Annotated in this window: 11 protein-coding genes; 9 read left to right on the forward strand and 2 right to left on the reverse strand. The window is 68.8% G+C overall.

Translation table 11 applies throughout. From position 1 onward, the window contains the following. Positions 1-133 precede the first annotated feature (133 nt). Positions 134-1,129, reverse strand: coding sequence for a bile acid:sodium symporter family protein (locus tag J2Y49_RS30880; RefSeq protein ID WP_310119491.1), 996 nt, complete (start codon positions 1,127-1,129; stop codon positions 134-136). Between the two features lie 301 nt (positions 1,130-1,430). Here J2Y49_RS30880 and J2Y49_RS30885 point away from each other — a divergent pair, with 301 nt between their 5' ends. The 9 genes from J2Y49_RS30885 to J2Y49_RS30925 all read left to right on the forward strand — a co-directional run bounded on the left by J2Y49_RS30885 (position 1,431) and on the right by J2Y49_RS30925 (position 13,073). Further along, positions 1,431-2,603 (forward strand): isovaleryl-CoA dehydrogenase, encoded by a 1,173-nt coding sequence (locus J2Y49_RS30885; protein WP_136704033.1) that lies wholly within the window; start codon positions 1,431-1,433, stop codon positions 2,601-2,603. A gap of 68 nt (positions 2,604-2,671) precedes the next feature. Next, on the forward strand, positions 2,672-3,853 hold the full coding sequence (locus J2Y49_RS30890; protein ID WP_310119493.1) for an acetyl-CoA C-acyltransferase: 1,182 nt from the start codon (positions 2,672-2,674) through the stop codon (positions 3,851-3,853). Positions 3,854-4,019: 166 nt separating this feature from the next. Further along, positions 4,020-5,153 carry an acyl-CoA dehydrogenase gene (locus tag J2Y49_RS30895; RefSeq protein WP_310119495.1) on the forward strand — a complete coding sequence of 378 codons (1,134 nt, stop codon included), beginning with the start codon at positions 4,020-4,022 and terminating at the stop codon, positions 5,151-5,153. Positions 5,154-5,183: 30 nt separating this feature from the next. Then, complete coding sequence (locus tag J2Y49_RS30900; RefSeq protein ID WP_310119496.1) at positions 5,184-6,791, forward strand: carboxyl transferase domain-containing protein; 1,608 nt, start codon at positions 5,184-5,186, stop codon at positions 6,789-6,791. Positions 6,792-6,802: 11 nt separating this feature from the next. Continuing rightward, positions 6,803-7,600 (forward strand): enoyl-CoA hydratase/isomerase family protein, encoded by a 798-nt coding sequence (locus J2Y49_RS30905; protein ID WP_310119498.1) that lies wholly within the window; start codon positions 6,803-6,805, stop codon positions 7,598-7,600. A 5-nt stretch (positions 7,601-7,605) separates the two neighbouring features. Further along, positions 7,606-9,609: an acetyl/propionyl/methylcrotonyl-CoA carboxylase subunit alpha gene (locus J2Y49_RS30910; protein WP_310119500.1), complete on the forward strand. Its 2,004-nt coding sequence runs from the start codon at positions 7,606-7,608 to the stop codon at positions 9,607-9,609. A gap of 3 nt (positions 9,610-9,612) precedes the next feature. Beyond that, on the forward strand, positions 9,613-10,512 hold the full coding sequence (locus J2Y49_RS30915; RefSeq protein WP_310119501.1) for a hydroxymethylglutaryl-CoA lyase: 900 nt from the start codon (positions 9,613-9,615) through the stop codon (positions 10,510-10,512). Positions 10,513-10,659: 147 nt separating this feature from the next. Then, positions 10,660-12,054 carry a YcjX family protein gene (locus tag J2Y49_RS30920; RefSeq protein ID WP_310119502.1) on the forward strand — a complete coding sequence of 465 codons (1,395 nt, stop codon included), beginning with the start codon at positions 10,660-10,662 and terminating at the stop codon, positions 12,052-12,054. Next, on the forward strand, positions 12,051-13,073 hold the full coding sequence (locus J2Y49_RS30925; RefSeq protein ID WP_310119504.1) for a TIGR01620 family protein: 1,023 nt from the start codon (positions 12,051-12,053) through the stop codon (positions 13,071-13,073). Before J2Y49_RS30920 ends, J2Y49_RS30925 begins: the two co-directional genes overlap by 4 nt. Positions 13,074-13,077: 4 nt before the next feature. Here the strand turns inward: J2Y49_RS30925 and J2Y49_RS30930 are convergent, their stop codons facing one another. Continuing rightward, positions 13,078-13,776, reverse strand: coding sequence for a pirin family protein (locus J2Y49_RS30930; RefSeq protein ID WP_310119506.1), 699 nt, complete (start codon positions 13,774-13,776; stop codon positions 13,078-13,080). Positions 13,777-13,855: the final 79 nt, after the last annotated feature.

Consider the following 13,855-nt stretch of genomic DNA (forward strand, 5'->3'; position numbering starts at 1 on the left):
GAAGGGGCCCAAGCGAAGCTTGGGAAGGGTGAGGGGTAAAGCAAGGATCAAGGGATCCATGTCCGGATCACCCCTCACCCTCCCCGCCTTCGGCGGGTCCCCTCCCTCTCCCGGGGCGGGAGAGGGCGCTTTCTTACGACGTCGCCGGCAGGGCGTCGCGTGCTTCCTCTTCCTCGGCGTAACGGCGGGCCAGGACGGCGCCGACCATCAGCTGGATCTGGTGGAACACCATCACCGGCAGCAGAACCAGGCCGGCGGTGGCCGGGGCGAACAGCACGCCGGCCATCGGCACGCCGCTGACCAGCGACTTCTTCGATCCGCAGAAGACGATCACCGCCTCGTCGGCGCGGGAGAAGCCCAGGCGGCGGCTGAGCAGCGTCGTGCCGACCAGGAAGAACGCCAGGATGGCGCAGTCGATCAGCACCACCATGCCCAGCGCCGCCGGGGGCACCTGATGCCACAGGCCGTTCACCACCGCCTCGCTGAAGGCGATGTAGACCACCAGCAGGATCGATCCGCGGTCGGTGAATTTCAGCATCGCCTTGTGCCGCGCCGCCCAGGCACCGACCCAGCGCCGCAGCAGCTGTCCGGCTACGAAGGGCAGCAGAAGCTGCGCCGCGATGGTCTGCAGCGTGTCGAGCGACAGTGCGCCCCCCTGCACGTTCAGGAAAAGCGCCACCAGCAGTGGCGTCATCAGGATGCCGGAGATGTTGGACAGGGTGGAACTGCACACCGCCGCCGCGACGTTGCCCCGCGCCATCGAGGTGAAGGCGATGGAGGACTGGACGGTGGACGGCAGCAGGCAAAGGAACTGCACCCCGATCGCCAGGGCCGGCGGCAGCAGGCTGTGCGGCAGCGTCGCCACCACCGCCCAGCCGATCAGCGGGAAGGCGACGAAGGTCAGGCTGAAGATCAGCAGGTGCAGGCGCCAGTGCGACATGCCCGCCACCACCTCCTCCCGCGGCAGACGGGCGCCGTGCAGGAAGAACAGCAGCGCGATGGCCGCCTCCGCCAGATAATGCACCCCCTGGGCGATCTGGCCATGCACCGGCAGCACGGTCGCCAGACCGACGGTCGCCACCAGGGCGATGGTGAAGCCGTCCATGTTCGGGCGCGGTACGCGGATCATCGTCACAAGGCTCCTTCGCAGCGTCCTCAGGTATACGGTATCCAGAAATTAGCCCCGCACCGCAGCAATATGAAAGCGCGACCATGCCGCACCCAGCCGGACGGCACGCATGGCAGCGTTGAAATGACTGCCTTTTTAAGACTCTTTCCACGATGCGGCAGCGTATCCGCAGCGGCTGGACCGCCTTAATCCCTTGAGGAAAGGCGGGTTTCACGGGCCTCAGCTTGCCCCTTGCCACCCGCCTCGCCATACGGTAACGTATGGTAAAAGAACGGATGATTTCCCAGGGGAGCGATACGCCATGCTGTCCAACCAGTACCCGAGCCTGAATTTCGACCTGGGCGAGTCGGCCGACATGCTGCGCGATTCGGTGCGCAGCTTCGCAGCCAACGAGATCGCCCCCCGCGCCGCCGAGATCGACCACAGCAACGAGTTCCCGAACGAGCTGTGGCGCAAGATGGGCGACCTCGGCATCCTCGGCGTGACGGTCGAGGAGGAATACGGCGGCGCCGGCATGGGCTATCTGGAGCATGTCGTGGCGATGGAGGAGGTGTCGCGCGCCTCGGCCTCGGTGGGGCTCAGCTACGGCGCCCATTCGAACCTCTGCGTCAACCAGATCCGCAAGAACGGCAACGAGGAGCAGAAGCGGCGCTATCTGCCCAAGCTGATCTCCGGCGAGCATATCGGCGCGCTGGCGATGTCGGAGCCGAACGCCGGGTCCGACGTGGTGTCGATGAAGCTGCGGGCGGAGAAGAAGGGCGACCGCTACGTCCTGAACGGCACCAAGATGTGGATCACCAACGGCCCCGACGCCGACACGCTGGTGATCTACGCCAAGACCGACATCAACGCCGGCCCGCGCGGCATCACCGCCTTCCTGGTGGAGAAGGGCTTCAAGGGCTTCTCGGTGGCGCAGAAGCTGGACAAGCTGGGCATGCGCGGCTCCAACACCGGCGAGCTGGTGTTCGAGGACTGCGAGGTGCCGGAGGAGAACATCCTGGGCGGCGTCGGGCGCGGCGTGAACGTGCTGATGTCGGGTCTGGATTACGAGCGCGCGGTGCTGTCGGGCGGTCCGCTCGGCATCATGCAGGCCTGCATGGACGTGGTGATCCCCTATGTCCACGACCGCAAGCAGTTCGGCCAGTCCATCGGCGAGTTCCAGCTGATGCAGGGCAAGCTGGCCGACATGTACACGATCATGAACGCCGCCAAGGCCTATGTGTACGCCGTGTGCAAGGCCTGCGACCGTGGCGAGACCACCCGCAAGGACGCCGCCGCCGCCATCCTGTTCTCCGCCGAAAAGGCGACCTGGATGGCGCTGGAGGCCATTCAAACCTTGGGGGGCAACGGCTACATCAATGAGTACCCGACCGGCCGCCTGCTGCGCGACGCCAAGCTCTACGAGATCGGCGCCGGCACCAGCGAGATTCGCCGCATGCTGATCGGGCGCGAACTGTTCAAAGAAACGGCCTGAAGGCTGGGAGACTGCGTAAAGCGGTTCGGCAAAGCATAGAGAGCATCGAGGGAAAGGGACCGACCACCATGACCGACAGCATCGTCATCGCCGCCGCCGTCCGCACGCCGATGGGCGGCTTCCAGGGCGACCTCATGGGCCTGACCGGCCCGCAGCTGGGCGCCGTCGCCATCCAGGCGGCGCTGGAGCGCTCGGGCCTCGCCGCGGACGCGGTGGACGAGGTGTTCATGGGCAACGTGCTGTCGGCCGGGCTGGGCCAGGCCCCGGCGCGTCAGGCGGCGCTGGGCGCCGGGTTGCCGAAGGGTGTCGGCTGCACCACCATCTCCAAGGTCTGCGGCTCGGGCATGCGGGCGGTGATGTTCGCCCATGACGTGATCAAGGCCGGCTCGGCCAAGGTCGTGGTGGCCGGCGGCATGGAGAGCATGTCGAACGCCCCCTACCTGCTGGACCGCGCCCGTGCCGGCTACCGCATGGGTCACGGCAAGGTGCTGGACCATATGTTCTTCGACGGGCTGGAGGATGCCTACGAGAAGGGTCGCCTGATGGGCACCTTCGCCGAGGAATGCGCCAGCAGCTACAACTTCACCCGCGAGGCGCAGGACAACTACGCCATCGAAAGCCTGAACCGCGCCCGCAAGGCGGTGGAGGACGGCTCCTTCAAGGCGGAGATCGCGCCCGTGCTGGTCAAGGGCCGCAAGGGCGACACGCTGGTCGACACCGACGAGCAGCCGGGCAAGGGCGATCCGAAGAAGATCCCGACGCTGAAGCCCGCCTTCGCCAAGGACGGCACTGTGACGGCGGCCAACGCCTCGTCGATCTCCGACGGCGGTGCGGCGCTGATCGTCACCACCCGCAGCGAGGCGGACAAGCGCGGCCTGCGCGTGATCGCCGAGATCAAGGGCCATTCCAACCACGCCCAGCAGCCGGCGCTGTTCACCACCGCCCCGGTCGGCGCGATGCAGAAGCTGTTCGACAAGGTGGGCTGGTCCGCCCGCGACGTCGACCTGTTCGAGATCAACGAGGCCTTTGCGGTCGTCACCATGGCGGCGATGCGCGATCTGGACCTGCCGCACGACAAGGTGAACGTCCATGGCGGCGCCTGCGCGCTCGGCCATCCGATCGGCGCGTCGGGGGCGCGGATCCTTGTGACGCTGCTGGCGGCGCTGGAGAAGTACGACCTGAAGCGGGGCGTGGCCAGCTTGTGCATCGGTGGCGGCGAGGCTACGGCGATTGCGGTGGAGCGGGTGTAAGGGCAGGCGCTTGCCCCCTCCCTAACCCTCCCCCTCTTCGAGGGAGAGGGAACTCCGCTGTACTCCCGCAAAGCTCCTACGCCCTCTCCCGCCGAAGGCGGGGGAGGGATGGGGAGGGGGCACAGCACGACACCAAACTAAGAACCATCGCCCGAGGAAACGCCCCATGCACCTGACCGAAGAACAGACCATGGTCCGCGACATGGCCCGCGCCTTCGCGCAGGACCGGCTCGCCCCGACCGCCGCCGAGCGCGACCGCAGCGGCGCTTTCCCCAAGGCCGAGCTGGCCGAGATGGGCGAACTCGGCCTGATGGGCATGCTGGTGCCGGAGGAGTTCGGCGGCGCCGCCACCGACCATGTCGCCTACGCGCTCGCCATCGAGGAGATCGCCGCCGGTGACGGTGCGGTGTCCACCATCATGAGCGTCCACAACTCGGTCGGCTGCATGCCGATCCTGAAGTTCGGCACCGACGCCCAGAAGGACCGTTTCCTCAAGCCGATGGCGCGCGGCGAGATGCTGGGCGCCTTCTGCCTGACCGAACCGCAGGCGGGGTCCGACGCCTCGGCGATCAAGACCCGCGCCCGGCGCGACGGCGACCATTGGGTGCTGAACGGCACCAAGCAGTTCATCACCTCGGGCTCGCAGGCCGATGTCGCCATCGTCTTCGCGGTGACGGATCCGGCCGCCGGCAAGAAGGGCCTCAGCGCCTTCATCGTGCCGACGGACACGCCGGGCTATCAGGTGGCACGGACGGAGGAGAAGCTGGGCCAGCACTGCTCCGACACCTGCCAGATCGTCTTCGAGGACTGCCGGGTTCCCGCCGACCTGATGCTCGGGGCCGAAGGCGCCGGCTATAGGGTGGCGCTGGCGAACCTTGAGGGCGGGCGCATCGGCATCGCCTCGCAGTCGGTCGGCATGGCGCGCGCCGCGCTCGACCATGCCATCCGCTATGCCCAGGAACGCCAGAGCATGGGCGTGCCGATCATCCAGCATCAGGCCATCGCCTTCCGCCTCGCCGACATGGCGACCCGGGTGGAGGCGGCGCGCCAGATGGTGCTGCATGCCGCGAGCCTGCGCGACGCCGGGGTGCCCTGCATGAAGGAGGCGGCGATGGCGAAGCTGTTCGCCTCCGAGATCGCGGAGAAGGTCTGTTCCGACGCCATCCAGATCCATGGCGGCTATGGCTATCTCAACGATTTCCCGGTGGAGCGCATCTATCGCGACGTCCGGGTCTGCCAGATCTACGAGGGCACCAGCGACATCCAGCGGTTGGTCATCAGCCGCGCTCTCACCCAATAACCAAGACCGCCAAACCGGGAGGAAGACGGCATGACCGTCCTGAAGAGCGCCCTGAACGCGCGCTCCGCCGAGTTCCAGGCCAACGCCGACGCCATGCAGGCCCTGGTCGACGATCTGCGCCGGAAGGTCGCCGCCATCCAGCAGGGCGGCGGCGCCAAGGCCCGCGATAAGCACCTCGCCCGCGGCAAGCTGCTGCCGCGCGAGCGCATCCGCCAGCTGCTCGACGTCGGCTCGCCGTTTCTGGAGCTGTCGCAGCTGGCCGCCGACGGCGTCTATGCCGAGGACATTCCGTCGGCCGGCATCATCGCCGGCATCGGCAGCGTCGCCGGGCAGGAGTGCATGATCGTCGCCAATGACGCGACGGTGAAGGGCGGCACCTATTACCCGCTGACGGTCAAGAAGCACCTGCGGGCGCAGGAGATCGCCCAGCAGAACAACCTGCCCTGCATCTATCTGGTGGATTCGGGCGGCGCCAACCTGCCGAACCAGGACGAGGTCTTCCCCGACCGCGACCATTTCGGCCGCATCTTCTACAACCAGGCCAACATGTCGGCCGAGGGCATCCCGCAGATCGCCGTGGTGATGGGAAGCTGCACCGCCGGCGGCGCCTATGTCCCGGCGATGTCGGACGAGGCGATCATCGTCCGCAACCAGGGCACCATCTTCCTGGGCGGCCCGCCGCTGGTGAAGGCCGCGACCGGCGAGGTGGTGTCGGCGGAGGATCTGGGCGGCGCCGACGTGCATTCCCGCACGTCGGGCGTGACCGACCATTACGCGATGAACGACGCCCATGCCCTGGCGATGGCGCGCCGCGTGGTGTCGAACCTGAACCGCGCCAAGCACATCGACCTCGACCTGCGCGAGCCGGAGGAGCCGGCCTTCGACCCGCGCGAGCTTTACGGCGTCATCCCCAGCGACGCCCGCAAGCCCTTCGACGTGCGCGAGGTGATCGCGCGGGTGGTCGACGGATCGCGCTTCGACGAGTTCAAGCCGCTCTACGGCACGACGCTGGTGACGGGCTTCGCCCATATCTTCGGCTATCCGGTCGGCATCATCGCCAACAACGGCATCCTGTTCAGCGAATCCGCTCTGAAGGGCGCCCATTTCGTCGAGCTGTGCTGCCAGCGCCGCATCCCGCTGGTGTTCCTGCAGAACATCACCGGCTTCATGGTGGGGCGGAAATACGAGGCCGGCGGCATCGCCAAGGACGGCGCCAAGCTGGTCACGGCGGTCGCCTGCGCCAAGGTGCCGAAATTCACCGTCATCATCGGCGGCAGCTATGGCGCCGGCAATTACGGCATGTGCGGCCGTGCCTACAGCCCGCGCTTCATGTGGATGTGGCCGAACGCCCGCATCTCCGTCATGGGCGGCGAGCAGGCGGCCGGCGTGCTGGCCCAGGTCAAGCGCGACGCCATGGAAGCCCAGGGCAAGCCTTGGTCTGCCGAGGACGACGAGGCGCTGAAGGCGCCGATCCGCGCCCAGTTCGAGCGCGAGAGCCACGCCTATTACGCCAGTGCCCGGCTGTGGGACGACGGCATCATCGACCCGGCCGACACCCGCATGGTGCTGGGCCTCGGCCTGTCGGCCTCGCTGAACGCGCCGGTGCCGAAGACGCCCTTCGGCGTCTTCCGGATGTGATGGAGGCGACCATGAGCGACATTTTGCCGAACGATATTCTGGTCGAGGTTGCCGACACCGGCGTCGCCACCGTCACCATGAACCGCGGCGACGTCCACAACGCCTTCAACGAGCAGGTCATCGCCGACCTCACCGCCGCCTTCCGGCAGGTGGGCGAGGATCCGGCGGTGCGCGTCGTCCTGCTGCGCGGGGTGGGCAAGAGCTTCTCGGCCGGGGCGGATTTGTCCTGGATGAAGAAGATGGCCGGCTACTCCCACCAGGAGAATCTGGCCGACGCCATGGGGCTCGCCACCATGATGCGCACGCTGGACGAATGCCCGAAGCCCACGGTCGCCGTGGTGCAGGGTCCGGCCTTCGGCGGCGGCGTGGGCCTCGTCTCGGCCTGCGACATCGCCATCGGGGTGGAGACCGCGACCTTCGCCCTGTCGGAGGTGCGGCTGGGCATCATTCCCGCCGCCATCAGCCCCTATGTCATCGCCGCCATCGGTGAGCGCGCCTGCCGCCGCTATTTCCTGACCGGCGAGCGGTTCAGCGCGACGGAGGCCCATCGCATCGGCCTGCTGCATGAGCTGACCAGTGCCGACGGGCTGGAGGAGGCGGTGGCGAAGACGGTGAAGAACCTGATGGACAGCGCCCCCACGGCGGTCACCGCCGCCAAGGAGCTGATCCGCGCCGTCGCCCGCCGGCCGCTGACCGACGACGTGGTGCGCGACACGGCGGAGCGCATCGCCCGCCAGCGCGCCAGCGCCGAAGGCAAGGAGGGCGTCGGCGCCTTCCTCGACAAACGCACCCCGTCCTGGCGGAGCTGATCCACATGTTCGACAAGATCCTGATCGCCAACCGCGGCGAAATCGCCTGCCGGGTCATCCGCACCGCCCGCCGCCTGGGCATCAAGACCGTCGCCGTCCATTCGGAGGCCGACGCCAAGGCGATGCATGTCCAGATGGCCGACGAGGCCGTCTGCATCGGCCCGGCCCCGGTCGGCGAAAGCTATCTGCGCGGCGACGTCATCCTCGACGTGGCGAAGCGCACGGGCGCCCAGGCCATCCATCCCGGCTATGGCTTCCTGTCGGAGAATGCCGGCTTCGCCGCGGCCTGCGCGGAGGCCGGTGTCGTCTTCATCGGCCCGCCGATCGACGCCATCCGCGTCATGGGCTCCAAGGCCGAGTCCAAGCGGCTGATGGCGAACGCCGACGTGCCGCTGGTGCCGGGCTATCACGGCACCGACCAGGACTTCGCCACCCTGTCGGCGGAGGCCGGGCGCATCGGCTATCCGGTGCTGGTCAAGGCGTCGGCCGGCGGCGGCGGCAAGGGCATGCGCGTGGTGCACGCCGCCAATGAGCTGACGGACGCGGTGGCCGGCGCCCAGCGCGAGGCCAAGGCCGCCTTCGGCGACGACAGCCTGCTGCTGGAGAAATATCTCGGCCGGCCGCGCCATGTCGAAATCCAGGTCTTCTGCGACACCCACGGCAACGGTGTTTATCTGTTCGAGCGTGACTGCTCGGTGCAGCGCCGCCACCAGAAGGTGATCGAGGAGGCGCCGGCCCCCAACCTTCCCGACGACCTCCGCCGCCGCATGGGCGAGGCCGCGGTCGCCGCCGCCAAGGCGGTGAACTATGTCGGCGCCGGCACCGTCGAGTTCCTCTATGAGGATGGCGGCTTCTATTTCATCGAGATGAACACCCGCCTGCAGGTGGAACATCCGGTGACGGAGAAGATCACCGGGCTCGATCTGGTCGAGTGGCAGCTGCGCGTCGCCGCCGGCGCCGAACTGCCGCTGCGCCAGGACCAGCTGACCCGACGGGGGCATGCCTTCGAGGCGCGGCTGTACGCCGAGGACCCGCAGCGCGACTTCCTGCCGGCCATCGGCAAGCTGGTGCGGCTGCGCCCGCCGGCCGAGAACGACCATGTCCGCGTCGACACCGGTGTGCGCGAAGGCGATTCGGTGACGATGTATTACGACCCGATGATCGCCAAGCTGATCGTCTGGGACGAGGACCGCGACAGCGCGCTGCGCCGCCTGCGGGTGGCGCTGGCCGAATACGAGGTCGTCGGCGTCACCACCAATGTCGCCTTCCTCGGCGCCATCGCCGGCCATCCGGCCTTCAAGGCGGTGGAGATCGACACCGGCTTCATCGAGCGCCACCGCGCCGACCTGCTGCCGCCGCCGGCCCCGGTGTCGGACAGGGCGCTGGCCGCCGCGTCCCTGTCGGTGCTGCTGAAGCGCCGGGAGGAGGCCCAGGCGGCGCTGCGCGCCCGGTCGGATCGCTATTCGCCCTGGCTGCTCGCCAATGGCTGGCGGCTGAACGAGGAGAACCATTACGACCTGCGCCTGATGGATGGCGACACGGCGCGGGAAGTGACCTTGCATTTCCGCGCTGACGGTTACGAAGTCGCGGTGGATGGCGGCAAGCCGATGCCGGTCACCGGTGTCAGCCTCGCCGATGGCCTGCTGACCGCGACGCTGAACGGCATGCGCACCCGCGCCACCGTGGTGCAGCAGGGGCTCGACATCACCGTGCTGATCGACGGCGCGGTGTCCCGCCTGACGCTGGACGATCCCAGCGCCCGCGCGGCGGAGCAGGAGGGCGGCTCCGGCCGCCTGACCGCGCCGATGCCGGGCACCGTGGTCCGCGTGCTGGTCGAGCCGGGCCAGAGCGTGGAAGCCGGCGCACCGCTGATGCTGCTGGAAGCCATGAAGATGGAGCACACCATCAAGGCCCCGGCGGCGGGCACCGTCAGCGCCGTGAATTTCGCGGCGGGCGATCAGGTGTCGGAAGGCGTCGACCTGCTGGTTCTCGACATCGCGGAGGGCTGACCGATGCTGCTGCCGAAATTCGTCCGCATGGTGGAGGTCGGCCCGCGCGACGGCCTCCAGAACGAAAAATCCATGGTGCCGACGGCGGTGAAGGTGGAGTTGGTCAACCGCCTGTCCGACGCCGGGTTGAGCGTGGTGGAGGCGGCCAGCTTCGTCTCGCCCAAATGGGTGCCGCAGATGGGCGACAGCGCCGATGTGCTGGCCGGCATCGCCCGCAAGCCCGGCGTGCGCTATGCCGCCCTCACCCCCAACTTGAAGGGGCTGGAGGGCGCGCTTGCGGCCAAGGCCGACGAGGTTGCGGTGTTCGGCGCGGCGTCGGAAAGCTTCAGCCGGAAGAACATCAACTGCTCCATCGCCGAGAGCCTGGACCGCTTCGCTCCCGTCATGGAGCAGGCCAAGGCGGCGGGCGTGCCGGTGCGGGGTTATGTCAGCTGCGTGCTCGGCTGCCCCTATGAGGGGGAGATCGCGCCCAAGGCGGTGGCGGACGTTGCGGAGCGGCTGTTCGCCATGGGCTGCTACGAGATCTCGCTGGGCGATACCATCGGCACCGGCACGCCGACCAAGGCGCAGCTGATGATCGCCGCGGTGGCGGAGCGGGTGCCGGTGGACAAGATCGCCGTCCATTTCCACGACACCTATGGGCAGGCGCTGGCCAACATTCTGGCGGCGTTGCAGATGGGGGTGGCGGTGGTCGACAGCTCCGTCGCGGGCTTGGGCGGCTGCCCCTATGCCAAGGGGGCCAGCGGCAACGTGGCGAGCGAGGATGTGCTGTACATGCTGAACGGCCTCGGCATCGAGACCGGGGTGGACCTGGACAAGCTGATCGCCGCCGGTGCGTTCATCAGCGACGCCATCGGCCGCCCCACCGCATCGAAGGTGGCCCGCGCTCGTGGTTGTGCGTGAGGGACTCTTCGGCAACGAAGGGCCGCGCTTCCGGAAGGGGGTGCGGCCCTTTCGTATCCGGGGGGATGGCCCCTTTGCATCCCCTTCGCATCTTGGGCGGCCCACCCCATATAGGACCGGTCCTCGGCCAGACGTGAACGACCGCCCGTGCGTATTCCCGACCTGAACAGCCTGTACGCTGCCGGCAACCGGCTTCTTTTGGAATCGACGGTGCGCGTCGGCGTCACCGGGCTGCGGCGGGCGGGCAAGACCGTCTTCGTCACCGCGCTCGTCGACAATCTGCTGAAGGCCGGGCGGCTTCCCTTCCTGGACGTCATGTCGTCCGGGCGCTTCCAGGCGGCGCGGCTGCGGCCGCAGCCCGATCCGGACGTGCCGCGTTTCGACTTCGAAGGCCATCTGGCGGCGCTGACCGGTCCCGATCCCCATTGGCCGGAGCCGACGCGCGGCATCGGCCAGATGCGCGTCTCATTGCGCTATCGCCCGGATTCGGCGCTGAAGCGGGCGGTGCAGCCGGTGGCGACGCTGAACCTCGACCTCGTCGATTATCCCGGCGAATGGCTGCTCGACCTGCCGCTGCTGCGCCAGAGCTTCGCGGAGTGGAGCGCGCTCACCCTGGAGCTTGCCGCCCGGCCGCCGCGCGACGAGCTGTCCGCGTCCTGGCGCGGCTGGCTCGCCACCATCGATCCCTTGGCATCGGCGGAGGAGGAGACGGCCCGGCGCGGGGCGGCGCTCTACACCGACTATCTCCATGCCTGCCGTCGCGCCGACACGCTGCTCAGCCTGATCCAGCCCGGCCGCTTCGTCGAGCCGGGCGACATGAAGGATGCTCCGCTGCTGACCTTCTGCCCGCTGCCCCCACCCCAGGCCGGCGGGGCGCGGGGGCGCGGCAGCCTGTGGGCGCTGATGGAGGAGCGGTACGAGGCCTACAAGACCAACGTGGTCCGCCGTTTCTTCTCCGAGCATTTCGCCAAGCTCGACCGGCAGATCGTGCTGATCGACGTGCTGGGGGCGCTGAACGCCGGGCCGGCCGGGATGGCCGACATGAAGCGGGCGCTGGAACTGAGCCTGGAGCCTTTCCGCCATGGCTCGTCGGGCTGGCTCGACTGGCTGCTGGGGACCAAGATCGACCGGGTGCTGTTCGCCGCGACCAAGGCCGACCACATCGCCGCCCATCAGCATGCCCAGCTGCGCGCGCTGCTCGACCGGCTGGTCGGCGACGCCCGCAACGCCATCCGGTTCGAAGGCGCCCAGGTCGAGACAATGGCCATCGCCGCGCTGAAATGCACCGACAGCGTGGTGACGGAGCATGAGGGCCGGCAGCTGCGCTGCGTGCGTGGCGTGCCTGTCGGGCGCGACCGTCCGACCGTGCTGTTCCCGGGCGAGATCCCGGAGGATGCAGAGGCCTTTCCGCCCGGCCGCGACCGGCCCTACAATTTCCTGGCCTTCCGTCCGCCCGACGACCTCGGCCGCGACCCGCGCGGCCTGCCGCACATCCGCGTCGATCAGGCCCTGCAATTCCTGCTGGGGGATTACCTGCTGTGACGGAGCGCGACAGCGACACCCGCAAGGCCGCGAAGGGCTGGGTTCCGCCGATGGAGCTGGAACTGGACCGCGCCGCCCCGGTCTCGGCAGAGGAGGAGACGGCGCTGCTGACCGGATCGGGCGACCCGGCGGAGCTGCTGCCGGCCCCGGCCGCACCGGTGCGGACGACGCGCCGGCTCGGTCGCTGGCTGTTCGGGGCGTTGGCGGCGCTGGTGGTGGTGGCGCTGGGGTTCGACACCGCCGACCTGCTGAACCGCGCCTTCGCCACCAGCATCGCGCTGGGCGTGCTGGTGGCGCTGCTGGCCGCGACCGCGGGCATCGCCGCCGTGGCGATGCTGGTGAATGAGCTGCTGTCGCTGCGCCGCCTGCGGCGGATCGAGGAACTTCGGGCCGAAGCTGGGCGGCTGGAGGTGGAGGCGCCTGGGGGGCGGGCCGACCGCTTTGCCGGGTCGCTGGTGGCGCTCTATGCCGACCGGCGGGAACTGGCCCCGGCGCTGGCCCGCGTGCGCGACCATGTGACCGATGCCCATGACGAACATGAGGTGGTGCGGCTGCTGGACCGCGAGGTTCTGGCCCCGCTCGACCGTGCCGCCTATCAGCGGGTGCTGCTCGCCTCGCGCGACACCGCCGTCGCCACCGCGCTGAGCCCGGCGGCGCTGCTGGATTTCGCGGTGGTGCTGTGGCGGAACCTGAAGCTGGTGCGGGAGATCGCCTCGCTCTACGGCGCCCGGCCCGGCTATGTCGGCTCGCTGCGGCTGCTGCGCCGGATGCTCGCCAACATCGCCGTCGCCGGGGTGACCGAGAGCGCCCATCATGTGGCGGTGGAGGCGCTGGGCGGCTCGCTTGCCGCCGCGATCTCCACCCGGATGGGGCAGGGGGTGATCAACGGCCTGCTGACCGCGCGGGTCGGGCTGACCGCCATGCACCTGTGCCGCCCCATCGCCTTCGGCACCGACAACCGCCCCAGCCTGAACCGCATCAGGAAGGAACTGCTGTCGGTGCCCAAGCAGGTGCTGTGACGCGTCAGGCGAGGTCGAAGACCAGCACCTCGGCATCGTCGGCCCGGTCCAGCGTCACCGCCTCCTCCTCCGTCAGCGCGGCGCCGTCGCCGGCCTTCAGCAGGGTGCCGTTCAGATGGACCCGGCCGCGGGCGACCTGGACCCAGGCATGGCGGCCGGGGCGCAGGGTCAGGGTGGCGCTTTCCTCGCCATCCAGCAACGCGGCGTAGAGGTCGACATCCTGGTGGATGGTGACGCTGCCGTCACGCCCGTCACGGGAGCCCACCAGCTTCAGCTTGCCCTGCTTCTGCTCGGCCGGGAAATCCGCCTGCTGGTAGCCGGGGGCCAGGTTGTTGGCTTCCGGCAGGATCCAGATCTGCAGGAAATGCACCGGCTCTGTGTCGGACGCGTTGTACTCGCTGTGGCGGATGCCGCGGCCGGCGCTCATCACCTGGACCTCGCCCGGACGGATCACCGACCCGGTGCCGATGGAGTCCTTGTGCTCCAGCGCGCCGTTCAGCACGTAGGAGACGATCTCCATGTTGGCGTGCCCATGGGTGGGGAAGCCGGCGCCGGGGATCACGCGGTCCTCGTTGATGACCCGCAGGGCGCGGAAGCCCATATGGCCGGGATCGAAGTAATGGCCGAACGAGAAGCTGTGGTTGCTGTTCAGCCAACCCATGTTTGCGACCCCACGCTCGTCGCGATGGCGAATGGTGATCATGATGGAACCCTCCGTGCTCGTTGGGGTGTGTGCCCTTGTCTGGAGGGGAATTTGGCACCGGACGGCGCGGGGAACAATC

Origin of the sequence: Azospirillum sp. BE72 (assembly GCF_031455875.1) — a bacterium.
Classification (GTDB): Bacteria; Pseudomonadota; Alphaproteobacteria; order Azospirillales; family Azospirillaceae; genus Azospirillum.

What these genes read in the sequence shown, in the direction of transcription:
- J2Y49_RS30880 (WP_310119491.1), bottom strand. Translation starts at nt 1,129, where the DNA reads ATGATCCGCGTACCGCGCCCGAACATGGACGGCTTCACCATCGCCCTG.
- J2Y49_RS30885 (WP_136704033.1), top strand. Translation starts at nt 1,431, where the DNA reads ATGCTGTCCAACCAGTACCCGAGCCTGAATTTCGACCTGGGCGAGTCG.
- J2Y49_RS30890 (WP_310119493.1), top strand. Translation starts at nt 2,672, where the DNA reads ATGACCGACAGCATCGTCATCGCCGCCGCCGTCCGCACGCCGATGGGC.
- J2Y49_RS30895 (WP_310119495.1), top strand. Translation starts at nt 4,020, where the DNA reads ATGCACCTGACCGAAGAACAGACCATGGTCCGCGACATGGCCCGCGCC.
- J2Y49_RS30900 (WP_310119496.1), top strand. Translation starts at nt 5,184, where the DNA reads ATGACCGTCCTGAAGAGCGCCCTGAACGCGCGCTCCGCCGAGTTCCAG.
- J2Y49_RS30905 (WP_310119498.1), top strand. Translation starts at nt 6,803, where the DNA reads ATGAGCGACATTTTGCCGAACGATATTCTGGTCGAGGTTGCCGACACC.
- J2Y49_RS30910 (WP_310119500.1), top strand. Translation starts at nt 7,606, where the DNA reads ATGTTCGACAAGATCCTGATCGCCAACCGCGGCGAAATCGCCTGCCGG.
- J2Y49_RS30915 (WP_310119501.1), top strand. Translation starts at nt 9,613, where the DNA reads ATGCTGCTGCCGAAATTCGTCCGCATGGTGGAGGTCGGCCCGCGCGAC.
- J2Y49_RS30930 (WP_310119506.1), bottom strand. Translation starts at nt 13,776, where the DNA reads ATGATCACCATTCGCCATCGCGACGAGCGTGGGGTCGCAAACATGGGT.